At 55.4% G+C, this 15,355-nt stretch carries 11 protein-coding genes; 4 read left to right on the top strand and 7 right to left on the bottom strand.

The window, feature by feature from the left end; all coding sequences use genetic code 11:
• The first annotated feature begins 102 nt into the window (after positions 1-102).
• Positions 103-2,412 (top strand): tetratricopeptide repeat-containing protein, encoded by a 2,310-nt coding sequence (locus tag Pla52nx_RS04285; RefSeq protein ID WP_146520066.1) that lies wholly within the window; start codon positions 103-105, stop codon positions 2,410-2,412.
• A gap of 214 nt (positions 2,413-2,626) precedes the next feature.
• Here Pla52nx_RS04285 and Pla52nx_RS04290 read toward each other — a convergent pair whose 3' ends face one another.
• The 4 genes from Pla52nx_RS04290 to Pla52nx_RS04305 form a co-directional block, all read right to left on the bottom strand.
• The gene (locus Pla52nx_RS04290; RefSeq protein ID WP_146520065.1) at positions 2,627-4,081 is read right to left on the bottom strand and encodes a sulfatase; all 1,455 of its coding nucleotides are present in this window, start codon (positions 4,079-4,081) and stop codon (positions 2,627-2,629) included.
• A gap of 63 nt (positions 4,082-4,144) precedes the next feature.
• Complete coding sequence (locus Pla52nx_RS04295) at positions 4,145-4,816, bottom strand: phosphonatase-like hydrolase (protein WP_146520064.1); 672 nt, start codon at positions 4,814-4,816, stop codon at positions 4,145-4,147.
• Positions 4,809-5,981 (bottom strand): TIGR03364 family FAD-dependent oxidoreductase, encoded by a 1,173-nt coding sequence (locus Pla52nx_RS04300; RefSeq protein ID WP_231741975.1) that lies wholly within the window; start codon positions 5,979-5,981, stop codon positions 4,809-4,811. The genes Pla52nx_RS04295 and Pla52nx_RS04300 overlap by 8 nt, the downstream gene beginning before the upstream one ends.
• Positions 5,971-7,263, bottom strand: coding sequence for a DUF5690 family protein (locus Pla52nx_RS04305; protein ID WP_146520062.1), 1,293 nt, complete (start codon positions 7,261-7,263; stop codon positions 5,971-5,973). The genes Pla52nx_RS04300 and Pla52nx_RS04305 overlap by 11 nt, the downstream gene beginning before the upstream one ends.
• Before the next feature lie 200 nt (positions 7,264-7,463).
• Here Pla52nx_RS04305 and Pla52nx_RS04310 point away from each other — a divergent pair, with 200 nt between their 5' ends.
• A complete protein-coding gene (locus Pla52nx_RS04310) occupies positions 7,464-8,591 on the top strand; it encodes a zinc-binding dehydrogenase (RefSeq protein WP_146520061.1) in 1,128 nt (375 codons plus the stop codon).
• An 8-nt stretch (positions 8,592-8,599) separates the two neighbouring features.
• On the opposite strand, the gene Pla52nx_RS04315 is transcribed toward Pla52nx_RS04310, so the two are convergent.
• Positions 8,600-8,983, bottom strand: coding sequence for a hypothetical protein (locus tag Pla52nx_RS04315; protein ID WP_146520060.1), 384 nt, complete (start codon positions 8,981-8,983; stop codon positions 8,600-8,602).
• Positions 8,984-9,363: 380 nt separating this feature from the next.
• On the opposite strand from Pla52nx_RS04315, the gene Pla52nx_RS04320 reads away from it, so the two are divergent.
• The gene (locus tag Pla52nx_RS04320; RefSeq protein WP_146520059.1) at positions 9,364-10,578 is read left to right on the top strand and encodes a two-component system sensor histidine kinase NtrB; all 1,215 of its coding nucleotides are present in this window, start codon (positions 9,364-9,366) and stop codon (positions 10,576-10,578) included.
• 78 nt (positions 10,579-10,656) lie between these two features.
• On the top strand, positions 10,657-12,051 hold the full coding sequence (locus Pla52nx_RS04325) for a sigma-54-dependent transcriptional regulator (RefSeq protein ID WP_146520058.1): 1,395 nt from the start codon (positions 10,657-10,659) through the stop codon (positions 12,049-12,051).
• Between the two features lie 276 nt (positions 12,052-12,327).
• Here the strand turns inward: Pla52nx_RS04325 and Pla52nx_RS04330 are convergent, their stop codons facing one another.
• Together Pla52nx_RS04330 and Pla52nx_RS04335 are read right to left on the bottom strand one after the other, a co-directional pair.
• Complete coding sequence (locus Pla52nx_RS04330) at positions 12,328-13,782, bottom strand: sulfatase family protein (RefSeq protein WP_146520057.1); 1,455 nt, start codon at positions 13,780-13,782, stop codon at positions 12,328-12,330.
• Between the two features lie 46 nt (positions 13,783-13,828).
• On the bottom strand, positions 13,829-15,289 hold the full coding sequence (locus Pla52nx_RS04335; protein WP_146520056.1) for a DUF1501 domain-containing protein: 1,461 nt from the start codon (positions 15,287-15,289) through the stop codon (positions 13,829-13,831).
• Positions 15,290-15,355 lie beyond the last annotated feature (66 nt).

Below are 15,355 nucleotides of genomic sequence, written 5' to 3' on the forward strand. Positions count from 1 at the left end.
ATCAATTAGCATTCGGAGGAGGCTCGGAAGTGTTACGATTGACCAGTCTAACGACGAGCGAACCAATCACAAACATTTCCCAACCGCGAAAAACACCGCGACATGTCATCTGCATCACCGGCATCCTCCCCTCAGCACGCAACGGATCGTGTTTTCTGGACCATTCAGGCCATGCGGGCTTTTCGGACGGCGATCAGCAAGCAGGGGCTCGCAGCGACCGAAACGGAACTCTACGGCATCTGCAATTCGTTGCTCCGATCGGCCTTTCCCGATGCGACCGTTTTTGTCTTGGATCGACTGGGAGGCTTTGATCAGAGCAAGCTGCAGCATGTGCTGACCGTGGAAGTCTTTCAGGACATACCGGCGGCCTTGAAGCAAACGCCTTTGCACGAGTTGCCCGAGAACTCACATCAGGCTCACGTGATCAAGATCGGGATTCAAAAGAACCTGGATGACGAAGTTCGTGGCTGGAAAGCGATTTGTCCGCACGGACTGCATCATGATTCGACCCTGCTGCCGCTGTACGATCTCCCCGCTGTGGTCGAGGATACCAGCGGTGCCCAATGGGGCGCCGTCATGTACGCCAATGCGACACGAACCATTGGCGATGGAAAGGTCTCGACGCTCGAATCCGTCACCTTGAACGCTTGCCTGCACGGCCTGCCCAAATACCAAGACGTCGCCACCTGCATCCGCCGCGTCTTGTCCCGCATGGAAGACCATGTCTATCGCCGTTCCCGGGAAGTCTCGCTGGAAACACTTTCACCGGAAATGTTGCTCGGTCATTTATGTCACGCTCCATTCAATGATCCGATTGCCAAGCCAAATGATCCGACTGCCCTGCAACAATCCAAATTGGGATGGTCGTTTCGACTGTGGCAAACCCAAGTCGAAAACCTGCGCGTCGTCCGTGACACCAGCCGCTGTCTCTATCAGTTGCATTCGGATCTGCAGCGTCACGGTGATTCGCTTGCTCCCCGAAACCCCATCGACGACTTGCAGGATTTGATCCGCACAATGCTCGCGATCGCAAACGACGAGTTCACCGAGTCGGCACCGTCCGCGATGAATCTGGACCAGTTGGCGGGTTGGCTGCCATCGTTGATTCGTGGCTGTGCGCACGGTGATCTGCATGGTCGCAATGTCTTGGTCGGGTGTTATCGAGACGATGTCGACAACCCAACGGTGTTCGATTACGAACTCTCGCGGTCGGACTTATTGATCGGCTGGGACTTTGTCAAATTGGAATGCGAACTGAAATCCCGATGCTTGATCACGATGTACGAAAAACACGACATGCAGGGTTTCATCGCCGCTGTCTACGCATTTGAACAGAAACTGGCCGAAAAGACGGCAGAAACACGAAATGTATCGTGGCACCAATTGCTCTCTCTCCCCGCTGACACTCCGGAGTCTCGCCTGCAGCACCTGTTGCTGGCCATCCGTCAAGAAGCAGCCCATTCATTGGACCGAGATGATCGCCGGGGTGAGTGGTATCAAGAGTACCTGATGTTGCAATTGATTTACGGCGTTTCAACGGTCCGCTATCAGCAGAGTCCACGAATGAAGACGGCCGTCTACATCGGTGCCAGCGTCGCCGCATCACGAAGTCGATGGACACGCTTGCTGACGCAGTGGGACGCCTCCCGTTTTGAAATCATCAGGGACCGCTCGCAAAGCGACGACTGGCAAATGCCGCAACCGCTGATCGGCTGGAGAGCGGGATGCGAGGTCGCTAAGGCTTGGATCGCCACCAATGATCCCCAACGACACGCCGATGCCGAACGACTGTTGCGTGAACTGATTGCCGAGTTTCCTCACGCGGAGGAACTTTGGGAACACCTCGCGTTTGCCTTGCTGCAACTGGGACGCGTGGACGATGCCAAAAAATGCCTCAACGATGCGCTGAGACAATTTGAAGTCCACACGGAGGAACTGTTGTGCCGACTCGGTCGCATCGAAAAGGATGAGGCGCACAAGCATTTTCACGCCGAGCGATGGAGCGCTGCCATGTCACACTTCGAAGCTTCCTTTCGCCACTACAGCGATGCGGAACACCTGGAGCGAGGGCACTACCCGGCCATCAATAAAGCGGCCACTCGACTGTACGTGGCCGCTTGCCTGAAACACCTCGGGCAACCCACGCACGCCGAAAGAGACCTGGAGATCGCAAGAACGATCGCACGAGATCTGATCGAAACATTTCCCACTTGGCGACCCGTTACAGCGGAAGACGAATTATGGCACTTGGCCACCGTGGCTGAAGCACACGCGATTGCCGGAAATGATGCACAGGCCGATCAGTACTACGACGCCGCGTTACAACACAAACTGATCCAGCCATCCAGCCGCGAAAGCATCACGAGGCAACGCGAGCGAAACGCAGAGCTGATCCGACACTGTGCCGGTTGAACACTGTGCCGGTTGAACACTGTGCCGGTTGAATACTGTGCCGGTTGAACACTGTGCCGGTTGAACACTGTGCCATCCGGGGAGCGGCAACGCTCCCGCTCCTGTCGCATCCGGTAATGGGATTCGCCAGAATCCCCATCGCAAAGGCTGGGTGCCTGAATCCACTTCGCCGTTGATTGATGATGCGATCCCCATTTCCTCTCTGCCGCTCACCCTACCGATTCCACGGTTGTTTCACCTTGGTCTCGTCAAACTGCTTCTTGGGATCGAAATGCGGGTTTTCAGTTGGAATGGGCGTGGGGATGGATTTCAGCCACGCATGGAGTTTGGCGCTCATGGCGTCGGCGCGTACACGTTCCATGCTGGCGAGATTCGTCGTCTCGCCAAGATCACTGCGCAGATTAAAAAGTTCGAGTTTGCGTCCGGGTAGGTAATGCAAGTCGCGATCAAAGGAGTCGCCGAAGTACTCGATGAGTTTCCAATCGCCCTCACGGATGACCGCGCAGGGCGTGGCGGCCCAGCGGAGATCGTAGAGCGGCATGTGGAAAAAGAGCGGTCGCTCCAGCAGTCGCTCGCCCTGCAGCAGCGGGATGAGATTGACGCCGTCGTAATCAGACTCCCCCTCATCACAACCCGCCGCAGCGAGCAAGGTCGGCATCCAATCGGTGACATGGATGGGTGTGGAGACCGTTTGGCCAGCCGCCACCTTCGCCGGCCAACGCAACATGCAGGGCACACGGATACCGCCCTCGTAAGGTGTACCTTTCCCTGCACGCAGCGGTGCGTTGTCGAACTCCTGACGGTTGATCGTCAAGGTTTCGCTGCCGACATTGAAAACCGTGCCCAGACCGCCGTTGTCGGAGAGAAACACGACGATCGTGTTCTCCCGCTGCTGCATTTCATCGAGCGCCGCCATGAGTCGACCAATGCTGTTGTCGAGATGCTCGATGGCGGCAAGGTAAGTGGCGTTGAACATACCTGTCTCCGGCGCGCCGGCTTCACGATATTTTTTCACCAGTTCCGCTGGAGCGGAAACGACGCCGTGAAGTGTGTGATGCGAAAGGTAGAAAAACCACGGCCGTTCCTGACGCTCGCGGATGAATGAGATGGCGGAGTCGGTGAGATGGTCGACCCATTTGTCCCCTTCGTTTTGCGACCCTGGGCCACGTGGGGCGACGAAGTCAAATCCATAAGCGTCAGCAGACTTTAACTCGACATAATTGCCATCGACGCCGTTGGTGAGATGCCATTTGCCCGCCATCCCGGTCGCGTAACCGTGCCCGCGCAGCACTTTCGGCAGCGTCGACCACTCACGCGGTAATTGCTCGCGAAAGGCGGGTTCCTGTATCCGTGCCCAGGGCTGGCCATACCAGGGAATGACATGCCACATTCCACTGCGCGCCGTGTGTTGCCCGGTCAGCAACGCCGCGCGGGTCGGCGTGCATTGCGGCATGACATACGCGTCCGTAAACCTCACGCCCTCATCAGCCAGCCGATCCAAATGTGGCGTCGGCACCTGTTGCGAACCATAGCAGCCCAGCGTGGGCCAGCCCTGGTCATCGGTGAGAATGAACAGGATGTTGGGACGCGTGGTTTCGGCGGCGCTGGACGAAACACACCCAACGCAAATTACGAAGGCAAGGAAAAACGCAGCAGCAATCAGCTTCATCGGACGAAGTTCAAACGGTGGTGCAACGAGGCGGAACTAGAACGCAGGGGCTTCGTGTGCTGGTTACTCCGTGAACGGCAGCAATTCTTTCAGGCTGTGTATCACGGCCGTCGGATGGGCTTCCCACAACTGAGCTTCCGTTTGCGCACCGGTCGTGATTCCGAACGTCTGTCCGCAGTTCGCATTCTGGCCTTCTTCGATATCGATTTGTGAATCACCGATTTTCGCAACGAACTCGCAAGACTCAACCCCCGTCAATGCCATGGCCTTGTGAATCATTTCTGGACCGGGCCTACCGTTGACAACATCACTGGCGGTGACCAATCCATCAATGTCTGTGCCGACAACCCATCCAATTTTTTGAACGAGCCCTTCCGCAGTCAAGCGGTCATAACCCGTGTTCAGCACGACCTTGATGCCGCGTCGACGCAGATCGGCAAAGACTTCTGAGGTTCCCGGCTGCTCACGAACGTTCAGATCAGCGTAGGCTTGCTTCAATCTGACTTTGAAGTCCTCAAAAATCGCTGCCACTTCATCGTCGCCGTGTTGCTGACCATCCAATGCCAGGACATCGCGTATGGCTTGCGATTTTTCCTTTCCCGCACCCGCCGTCTGAACCTGTTCTTGGGTGAAATCATAGCCGGTCGCGTTGATGGCAGCTCGAACGGTTTTGTAAACGACATTGTCTTCATCCACCGTGGTGCCAGCCATGTCGAACACGATGAGTTTAATCATGGTAGAGCTCCTGAAGATGGTGCTTAGCAAATCCGGCGCTGCTGGTCATGCCCTTGCCACCGATGCCTGTGACGATGTGAATGTTGTCATCGATGGTGCGAGTGAAAATCCCCGATGGGTGTTTGGTCTGACAGTAGACACCCGCCCAGGAAGCTTCAATGTCCCACGACGGCAAATCAAAAATCTTCTTTCCTTCGGTGATGAAATACTGATTGATCTCCTGGCGGATTTCAAAGTCAAGTTCATCGATCTGGCTAGCTGGCGAATACTCGTGAGAATCTCCCAGGATGATTCCGCCCTCGGCTTCCTGTTTGAACAGAATATGCACGCCCCAGCGTTTTGAAAAATCATCTTCGGGTTCGCGCGATTTGATCTCATTCCAAGACGGACATTGCGCAAAGCATTCGTACCGGCGGATCGAAAGACCGGTCAAAACATTTCCCGGCAAAGTAGCATCTGGTTGCGACCTCAGTTTCAGCATTTGCAGCTTGACCGCAACCAGGTCGCTGGCGGCGAACAGTTGAGGATATAACGTCTGGAACTCACTGCCGCTACAAACAACAACTTTCTTTGCAACAAACGTTCGCCCATCGGTACATGTCGCTGTGACACGGCCGTCCTGATTTGTACTGAGATCACAAACCGCCGTTTGAAAGCAACTGCGAAACTGCGGCGTCTGCAGCAAATACTGGTGCAACCGGTGAATCATCATCCTTGGATTGACGGACACTTCGTCCGGAAAAAAAAGTCCGCCGACGCAGTAGTCAGCGCGAAGCTGCGGATAGCGGTCTCGACACTGTTGAACGGTCCAAAGCTCAGAAGCATAGCCATTTTCTAGATTGATCGCCGCCAGCTCTTCAATCAAAGCGAGTTCTTCGTCGTTGGATGCAATGTAGATGCTTCCCAACTGCCGCACAGAAATATCAAACTGCGACTGAATGGCCTTGTAGATCCTCAAGCTTTCAATGCCAAACTGCTGCCAGTGCGGATCCATTCCAGAAGGCACGACCTGCCCAAAATTCCGCACGGTTGCCGACTTCGGAGCGGCATTCCGCTCCAGCAGTGTGACGCTCCGGCCTTGTTGGAGACCGTGATAGGCGTGAAACGCTCCCAGGACTCCGCCGCCAATCACAAGTAAATCCGTTTGTTCGTCGTCAGCTTTCAACACAAGACTCCTTAAGTCGGCGATGGAAATGGACCACCAAGACTCCGGCCACGACGGTCGAGAACACTGAAATCCCGACCGACGCCCAAATCATCAACTCCAGAAAGTTGACGTTGTCAGAGGCCGAATTCTTGAACAGCATCACTCCCACGTACGCAAGATAACCGAGCGCGTCAGCCAGATACAGCAGGTAGCCAATGGTGCCGATTTCACGAAATGCCGCCAGCATTCGCTCGAACACGGTTGTGTGAAATGCAACGTACGGAATGTACATTCCAAATCCCAACAGAACCATGAACGACATCGGCGATAGCCATCCGGCACGCTGGCCATAAATGGAACCCAGCACGATCGCAAACCCGACACACAGCAGCCCCACGGACGACAAGAAGGCTACTCGATTGTTGCGAATCAGGATCGTCAGCCCATTGATCACCACAACGCCCAGCATGACCCAGAACTCTGATCGAGCAAAAACGTCTGGTTGATCATTCACGCCCAGGCCCTGCCAGATTTCCACAGCAAAGTCGTCGCGAATGCTGCGAACAATCGTCAACAACACGTAAATCAACAACAGCCCAACGAGCCCGAATGCATGTCGCTGAAAAAATGCCGCACGATCCGCTTTCCTCATCGGGGCTCGTTTTGACCGCAGGTCCTCATCTTCTGCAGACGGTGGAGGAATCTGACTTAGCATCCAGACAAAGAACAGCAATGGGACCACAAAGATCAAACCCGTCAGGAACGGCATCCAGTAGGTGTCGACGCCATGATCCTGGATCAGACTGCGACCGACAGACTTCACGAATCCGGACGCCATGATAAAACTTGCGCACAATCCCGCAGACAGCGACTCCGTGAGCTGACGGCCCTCCAGATAGCCGATCACTAAGCCAAAGATGACTCCCAACGGCAAACCGTTCACGAACAGCCAAATAAAGTTCCACGGCGCTGGGGTGAGGGCAAACAACAGCAGTGCCAGTTCGGCAATCCCGATCAAGATCAGAATCGCTACCGCGCGATATCTTGGCGGCAATTCGGAAACAAACTTGATGCCAAGAAATTTCGACAGCATGTAGCCGGCAACTTGAGAGGTGACGAGCACTGTCTTGAAGGCAATGCCCAGCCAAACGGTATCCTCGTACGTCGCAGCGGTAAATGGCTTGCGAAACGCGTACATGCAAAAATAGGTGCCGAACGCGGCAATGATGCAGTAGACCGAGAACGCCGCTGGCCGTGCATGGGAAAGTCGCTCGCGTACCCAGTTGTCGTTGAGTTGCATAGGATATGATGAGCGATGTGGGCTACATGCGGACTGCGTGCGGACAGCGCTATTGCTGTCGGGGCTATTGCTGTCGGGGCTACTGCTGTCGCGTTCGTACACTAGTCTAGCCATCTCGCCCTGAGCTAGGCCCAATGCCGGTGCCACCAGATGTTAATTTTTCATCAATGTGAGGCGAGTTCGCTTGAACAGAAATCTCTATGACGCCATTCACCGTTGAATTTGATTCTGAGAGCCGCACGTTTCATCGACGTGAGATCCCGGAACCTAGCCTGAGACCGGGCGAAATCCTGATCCGGGTCACTTGCTGTACGATATGCGGCAGCGATTTGCACACCTACAACGGTCGCCGCGGTGCGCCAGCGGATTGTGTTCTGGGGCACGAGATCATAGGCGAAATTGTGCAGTGGAGCGGCAGCGAAGCGATCAATGACTTCCACGGCAAACCCATCCGAGTTGGACAACGCGTCACCTGGGCCATGGCCGTGGGTTGCAATGAATGTTTCTTTTGTCGAAACAATTTGAGCCAAAAGTGCGAGTCACTGTTTAAATACGGACACGAAAGCGGTGGGAACCATCAACGATGCAGCGGACCAACGGGCGGACTCAGCAACTACTGCGTGCTGATCCCGGGTACTCCGCTGATCCCGGTTCCCGATTCTCTGACCGATGAAGTCGCTGCTCCCGCAAACTGTGCAACGGCGACCGTTTGCGCAGCAATACGAATGATCAAGGAGACACATGCGATACGCGACGCCACCCTATTGATTGTCGGCGCAGGCATGCTGGGGTTGAACGCGATTGCTCAGGTTTGCGAAGCGGGGGCAAGCCAGATTGTGATTGCAGATCCCAGCGGTGCCCGCGCGGACCAGGCACGAGCGTTTGGTGCCACGCATTGCATTCATTCAGGCGATCAATCGGAGATCGAGTCGGTACTGAAATCGATAACGAATGGGCGTGGAGCGGACATCACGATGGATTTCGCAGGCGTGAAGTCGGCCGTGGAAACCTGCATCGCTGCGGTACGAATAGGCGGCTGCGTTCTCTTGGCGGGCAGCGTGTTTCCCTCTGCTGATATCCCAATCTCACCCGAATTCATCGTTCGTCGAATACTGACCATTCGCGGTCTGCACAACTACCTTCCCATCGACCTGGACAGTGCTTTGCAGTTTCTGGATCGAACAGTCGATCGGTTTCCGTTTGCTGATTTAGTCACAAACACGTTCTCGCTCACGGAAGCACAGGCTGCCTTTGACTACGCAAACAAGCATCGACCAATCCGTGTCGCGGTAAAGCCTGAGAGGAAGCACGTGAGCGTGGAAGTTTGATGTTGAGCTTAACGACCTAGGAGCTCGGGGCGTTGGCCGAGTTGCCAATTCGAAAAATCGTATTGCGGTGTGATGGGTTGAGTAAGTGCATCAGGAAAGATGATGAGGTAGGCCAACACCAACATTGCGGGCAGAACGAATGCCATAACAAGCAGAAAAATGAGCTTGCTGAAATACCGATCCTCGTCACTTGCCGAGTACTCGTCATGAATCACCGACGAAGTCACGCGGCTGACGGGTTTCCCCGCTTCAACTCGCTTGCTGCGTCGCGTTTGTTTCTCTTGGGGTATCTCGTCCGGGCGGTAACTTGGCGGCGAGTTGGGAGCAACAGGTTTGGTGGTGGCGGGCAGTGGTTTCGCGGGCAGTGGTTTCGCGATCAGTGCGGGTACCATCGGTTTGTCCTCCGTCAAAGGATGGGGAATCAGGACGGCAAACTGAAGGAATTCATCCGTTAATCGCGAGCGTGTTTGCCGCTTTGCAATACAAACAAGCTTGGCGACATGGCTTGGACGCGAACTTGTCTGATCGATGGCAGAAGAGATGCAATTGGCAGGCCATTGCTGAAAACGCGTTGTTTTGATGCTTTTTTTGCGTCATCCTGGCTTAAAACGTCGCATTGAGTTACCGAAACGTCAACGTCAGTTGACGCGGCGGGCGAACGTCAATTTGATCGCCGGAAATCTGACGATGCCAAATGGATCGCGGGCAGGATGCCCTCCGCACAACCGCTCGGCGCATCGACCGCTTTGAGGGTGCCAAGTAGAATAGCCCCATGAACACTTCTGAACACACTCGATCACAGAGTTTGCCTGCTCGGGGTGATCCGATCGCCCCGAGATTTTTCCGCGCAATCGCTGAAGGGACCGTTGACTGGGAAAGTTGGCATTCCAATGGTGGCGAAGTGTTGTGGGTCAACCAAGCGGTGGAGCGCTTCACCGGTTACTCGCCCCGTGAGTGCTTGGAGATGCCCGACTACCCGTTGCCGTTGATCGCACCGGAGGATCGCGACTGGATGGAAATTAAGTTGCGGGGGGCCGCGGCCGGTACGACGGAAAACAATGTGGAGTTCCGCGTGTTGCATCGCGATGGCACGATGCCTTGGATGGCGGTTTCCTGGCAACCGATGAACGATGTCGACGGGACGCCTCTGGGGTTTCGCGCGAGCGTTCGCGATATCATTGAAAAACGTCGGCTGCGTGAGTTGCTTCGTCTGCAGAACGAACACTTGGAACAATTGGTCCAGGAACGCACTGCTCGCGTCGCGGAGTTGGAGAAACACCGCGCCAAGATGCAGCAGTTGGCGGCGCTCGGCGAGTTGGCGGCCGGCGTGGCTCATGAGATCAACAATCCACTGGCCGGGATTAGAAATTCATTATTGCTGATCAAACGAAATCTCTCGACAGACATCAAGCATTTCGACAAGTTCGACTTGATTGACCGCGAGATTGATCGCATCAGTGGCATCACGCACCAGATGTATCAGCTCTATCGACCCAGCCAACAACAATCCACGCAGTTTTCGCTGCGCCAAACGATGGACGAGGTGATCTCGTTGTCCCAACCACTGGCTCGAAAACAGAAAGTCGATGTCGCGGTAGATTTCGTATCGCTAGAATCGGCGAACGAGCTGGAATCGGACCAAGTGACGCTACGTGAGGGAGAGCTGAAACAAGTCCTGCTCAATTTGGTGCACAACGCGATTCAGGCTTCGGCCGCTGGTCAGAGCGTTGAAGTGAACATCAGGACGATGAAGCGTTTCGTGAACATAGAAGTCGTTGACCAAGGTTACGGAATCGCGCCGGAGCACCTCCAGCAGATCTTTGATCCGTTCTTCAGCACCAAGACCGAGAAAGTCGGCGAAGGCATGGGGCTGGGATTGTCAGTGACCCGTAGCTTGGTCGAAGCGATGAAAGGGACGATTGAGGTGCAGAGCAAGGTCAACAAAGGAACACGATTCAAATTGACTTTGCCACGTTGTTTGAAGTGAGCAGTGCTACGACAGACTTGCAGCCTGTCGAGACGGACAGGATGGACGCGTGTCGCAACTTTTTTCTAATTTGACTGAATGAACGAACCACCCAAACGCATCCTGATTGCGGACGACGAACCGCTATATCGTGACACGACCGCTGAACTGTTGCGTGACGAAGGTTACGAATGCATTTGTGTCGAAGATGCTAACGATGCAATTGAGATTTTAGAGGGGCATTCGTTCGACCTGATCCTGTCTGACTTGAACATGCCCGGCAATTTGAAGCTGGAACTGTTGAAGCAGGGACGAACGAAGTATTCGCATATTCCGATGATCGTCGTCACCGGTGTGCCGTCGGTCCCAAGTGCAATCGAAAGCGTACGTTTGGGGATCGCGGATTACCTTCTCAAACCGGTCAAGTTCGACGAAATGCTCTCCGCGGTTGAGCGAGCCATCCATTCCAAACAAATAGACCAAAGCAATCTGTTGCCGTCGACGGACTTCACCAACTCGTCCAGTTCCACAACATTCCCCGAGATTATCGGCCAAAGCGAGCCGATGCGTGAGTTGCTGGAGATCGTCGAACGAGTTGCGGCCAGCAATACCAACGTCCTGATCACCGGCGAAAGTGGAACGGGAAAAGAAGTCGTCGCCAAAGCGATACATGATCACAGTCCGCGTGCAAATCACCCGATCCAAGTCATCGATTGCACCGCGGTTCCCGAATCATTGTTTGAGTCGGCGCTGTTCGGACACATCAAAGGTTCGTTTACCGGGGCGGTGAAGGATCAGGAGGGATTGCTGCGTCGATGCGATGGTGGAACCGCATTTTTTGATGAAATTGGTGAGCTTCCTGCGACGTCCCAGGCAAAACTATTGCGTGTGATCCAGGAGCAAACGTTTACTCCGGTCGGCGAGAGCAAACCGGTCCGCGTCGACACACGTTTCATTTGCGCAACCAATCGCGACTTGCAGAAGGAAGTGGACGCCGGTCGATTTCGACAGGATTTGTTCTATCGGTTGGCAGTCATTCCCATCGAATTGGCTCCGCTGCGAGAGCGGGGTGATGATGTGGTTCTGCTGGCCGAATACTTCTTGGGGCAATTGCGCGCCGAGCATAGCCAAGTGACAAGATTCTCGTCCCACGCGCTGGATTGTTTCCGAACCTATCGCTGGCCGGGCAACATTCGCGAACTTCGCAATGTCATCGAGCGGGCCGTCACGCTGGCTCGCGGAACCGAGATCGATGTCGATGACTTGCCGCGACAACTCTGTGAAAATGAAGTCAGCCCGATGCCCGCAACGGAGTTGTCTGAAATCTCACGTGACGAGGCACTCGATCATGCGGATCGAGAATACTTGGGGGTGTTGCTGAAGAAGCATGGTGGAGTGATCGCCAGTGCGGCCCGGCAAGCGGGACTGTCACGCCAAGGGATGAACAAACTGCTCAAGCGTCACGGCATGCACGCAGATGAGTATCGCACGTAAGTCGGCAGCAACTCCTGCTCACTGGCATCCTTTGGTCGGGCTTGCAGGCTATCGATTCAGTGAGCCGCAACGCGTTGGCAACCGGGCCTACCGCATTGCCCGGTGCCTTACGGCTCACGGCACATGGCTCACGGCTCACGGCTCACGGCGTTTGGTAGCGTCGTCCGTTTAGATACGTTGAGTTGTTTGGGACTGAACGCCTCTTTGCGTGAAATGCTGTGATTCCGTCGCGTTTGTGCGTTGGCGACTTCGTTGGGGCCAATCGCATCATAGGGCTCACCGGCCTGCGGTCGGTTTTTGTGCCGCCTTTGTTCGATAACGGTGCTGGCCCGACTTGGCGGCTTTGTGGGTCTCGTGGGTGTCCTGGTCGATGCCTGGATCGCCTTGCTCGATCAACCATCGATCCAGCTCCGCGCTCAATTCGCCTTTCTTGACCGCAAGGGATTCACTGCCGATCAGATTGTTCATCTCGTGTGGATCTGATTGCAAGTCGTAAAGTTCTTCGGCGGGGCGATGCTGATAGCGTTGAATCAATCGATAGGCTTCTTCGTTGTTCCATGATTCGAACACCCAAGTTTGCCAGTACAGGTTGTTCAACTTGCCGTTGCCATTGATCCCCATCAAGTGTTTTTCGATGTACAGGTTCTCCGGCGTCAGGTTGCGGATGTAGTGATACTGGCCGTCCGTGATGCTGCGGATCGGATACGGGGGTCCTTCGGGAACATTGTTGTGGACGCCATAAACGAACTTGCGATGCTCGTTCGTTTGCCCCTTCAGCACATTGAGGAAACTCGATCCATCCAGTCCATGTTCCGTCGGTTTCGAGCCGGCCACGTCCAGCAACGTCGGCAGCACATCGGCATACTGGACCAAAGCGTCGGTTCGGTTTCCTGGTTCAATCACGCCTGGCCAGCGTGCGATCAGCGCGGTGTGGACACCGGTGTTGTAGTTGGTCCACTTGTTGCCGGGAAACTGGGACCCTTGTTCGGAAGTGAACAGTACGAGCGTATCTTCTGACTTACCCGAAAGCTCCAGCGTTTGGAGCAGCTCACCGACTTGACCGTCCATGTAGGTGATCTCTGCGAGATAACGACCGAACGCGCGTCGTGTTTCCGCTGTGTCGGCGATATTCTGTGGCAGGTCGATTTTGTTGGGCGGATAGGCGGAGGCATCACCCATCACCCATGGAACGTGTGGCTCCACGAGGGCAACGACGAGACAGAACGGATCGTCACTGCGTGTCATGAAATTCGCAGCCGCAGCAATCTCGTGTGCTTTGGTGGGATCCCGAACACAATTTCCGTCAAAGCCGTCCACGGATTCAAACGGAAAGGTTTTCGGCGGCCCGACGTGGACTTTGCCCGCGATCCCCACTCGGTAACCAAGCTTGCCCAGCAATTGCGGCATCGTTTCCAGATCATTCAAACTCGCCGAATGATTCCACGTGCAGCCGTTGCTCATCGGGTAGCGTCCGCTGTAGAGCTCCGCGCGGCACGGCTGACACATCGCGGCGGCGAGGAAAGCTCGGTTGAAGGTCAGTCCCGACTGTGCCAGTTGATCAAGATTCGGCGTCTTGGCATTGCGGCCACCGTACAACGGTAAATCGTTGTAGGTGCAGTCGTCCGCCATGATGATCAACACGTTGGGCGGCCCCGTCTGAGCACTCCAAGCCGTGGAATTCAAGGCGACGAAGAATATCGCGGCCAACGACAACAGGGACAGTTTTGACATGGATCGGCTCATGTAGGAACAGCAAACGCGGACGGACGAGAGCGTATCAGGCGATGATTTCGTGGATCGGCTCAATTTCTTCGACGCCGACGAGCTTTTGATCCAAGCCGCTGTAGAAGTACGACAGGGCATTGGGGTCCAAGCCCATTTGATGCAGGATCGTTGCGTGCAAGTTCTTGACGTGCATCGGTTTTTCCACGGCGGCGCTGCCCAATTCATCTGTCGTGCCGACGCTGACGCCACCTTTGATGCCGCCTCCGGCCATCCACATGGTGAAACCATACGCGTTGTGATCGCGTCCACTGCCGTTGGCGTACTCGGCGGTCGGTTGGCGACCGAACTCACCTCCCCAAACCACGAGGGTTTCGTCCAGCATCCCGCGTTGCTTGAGGTCTGTCAGCAGGGCGGCGATGGGCTTGTCGGTTCGTCCGGCGTGTCGATTGTGGTTGACCTCCAGGTCGCCATGAGCGTCCCAGTTGTCATCGTTGTGGGCACCGCCACTGTAGAGTTGCACGAAGCGTACGCCACGTTGAACGAGACGGCGTGCGATCATGCAACGGCGACCAAAGTCATTCGTTTCGCCTTGATCGACACCGTACATGTCTTTGGTTCGTTGGTCCTCTTGTGACAAGTCAACGGCCTCGGGGGCAGCGGACTGCATCTGATACGCCAGTTCGTAACTGGCCACTCGGGAGGCGAGATCGGAGTTGCTCTCTCGCTGGGCCAAGTGACGCGAGTTGGCGGACTGAATCGAGTTGAGCAGGTCACGCTGAATCTCAGGCGTCATGTCCTTGGGTGCTCGCAAGTTCAAGATCGGTGAGCCATCGGCGCGGAACACCGTTCCCGCGTACGTGGCCGGCATGTAGCCGCTGCTCCAGTTCTTGGCACCACTGATCGGGCCGCCTTTGGAATCGAGCATCACCACGAACCCAGGCAGGTTCTCGTTCACCGAGCCGAGACCATAGTTGACCCACGAGCCCAACGCGGGGCTCCCCGACAGGATCTTGCCGCTGTTCATCATCAGCATCGCCGAACCGTGAATCGGTGAATCGGCAGTCATCGAATGCATGAACGCGATGTCGTCAACGTGTCCCGCCAAGTTGGGGAACAGGGTGCTGACCCACTTGCCGCACTGGCCGTGCTGAGCAAATTTCCAACGCGGTTCAACGATTCGACCTTGGTTGCGGTGACCACCGCGGCCAAAGGTTTTCACATCCACGGTCTTTCCGTCCATGCCCAGCATCTTGGGTTTGTAGTCGAACGTGTCGATGTGGCTGGGGCCACCGTACATGAACAAAAAGATCACCGACTTTGCTTTGGGGGCAAAGTGTGGTGGCTTGGCTGCCAATGGATTGACGAATCCAGACTCGGAAGCACCCGCTGTGGACAGCAGACCCTCACGCGACATCATCGACGCAAGGGCCGCTGCTCCAAAACCGGCACCGGATTGCCAGATGAATTCACGACGCGTGCGTCCGCAGAAATTTCGTTTGCCAGGATTACGCATGGGACATCAGGGGGAATGCGTTGGTGGGAAAAATTCAATAAAGGGTTGGATGTGTTTGACAGCGGG

The sequence above is a fragment of the Stieleria varia genome (genome assembly GCF_038443385.1).
In the GTDB taxonomy this organism is placed as follows: domain Bacteria; phylum Planctomycetota; class Planctomycetia; order Pirellulales; family Pirellulaceae; genus Stieleria; species Stieleria varia.

Bases quoted from the DNA above. Each gene is read 5' to 3' on its own strand.
- Pla52nx_RS04330 (WP_146520057.1), bottom strand. From the start codon at position 13,782: ATGTCAAAACTGTCCCTGTTGTCGTTGGCCGCGATATTCTTCGTCGCC.
- Pla52nx_RS04305 (WP_146520062.1), bottom strand. From the start codon at position 7,263: ATGCAACTCAACGACAACTGGGTACGCGAGCGACTTTCCCATGCACGG.
- Pla52nx_RS04320 (WP_146520059.1), top strand. From the start codon at position 9,364: ATGAACACTTCTGAACACACTCGATCACAGAGTTTGCCTGCTCGGGGT.
- Pla52nx_RS04335 (WP_146520056.1), bottom strand. From the start codon at position 15,289: ATGCGTAATCCTGGCAAACGAAATTTCTGCGGACGCACGCGTCGTGAA.
- Pla52nx_RS04295 (WP_146520064.1), bottom strand. From the start codon at position 4,816: ATGATTAAACTCATCGTGTTCGACATGGCTGGCACCACGGTGGATGAA.
- Pla52nx_RS04285 (WP_146520066.1), top strand. From the start codon at position 103: ATGTCATCTGCATCACCGGCATCCTCCCCTCAGCACGCAACGGATCGT.
- Pla52nx_RS04310 (WP_146520061.1), top strand. From the start codon at position 7,464: ATGACGCCATTCACCGTTGAATTTGATTCTGAGAGCCGCACGTTTCAT.
- Pla52nx_RS04325 (WP_146520058.1), top strand. From the start codon at position 10,657: ATGAACGAACCACCCAAACGCATCCTGATTGCGGACGACGAACCGCTA.
- Pla52nx_RS04290 (WP_146520065.1), bottom strand. From the start codon at position 4,081: ATGAAGCTGATTGCTGCTGCGTTTTTCCTTGCCTTCGTAATTTGCGTT.
- Pla52nx_RS04315 (WP_146520060.1), bottom strand. From the start codon at position 8,983: ATGGTACCCGCACTGATCGCGAAACCACTGCCCGCGAAACCACTGCCC.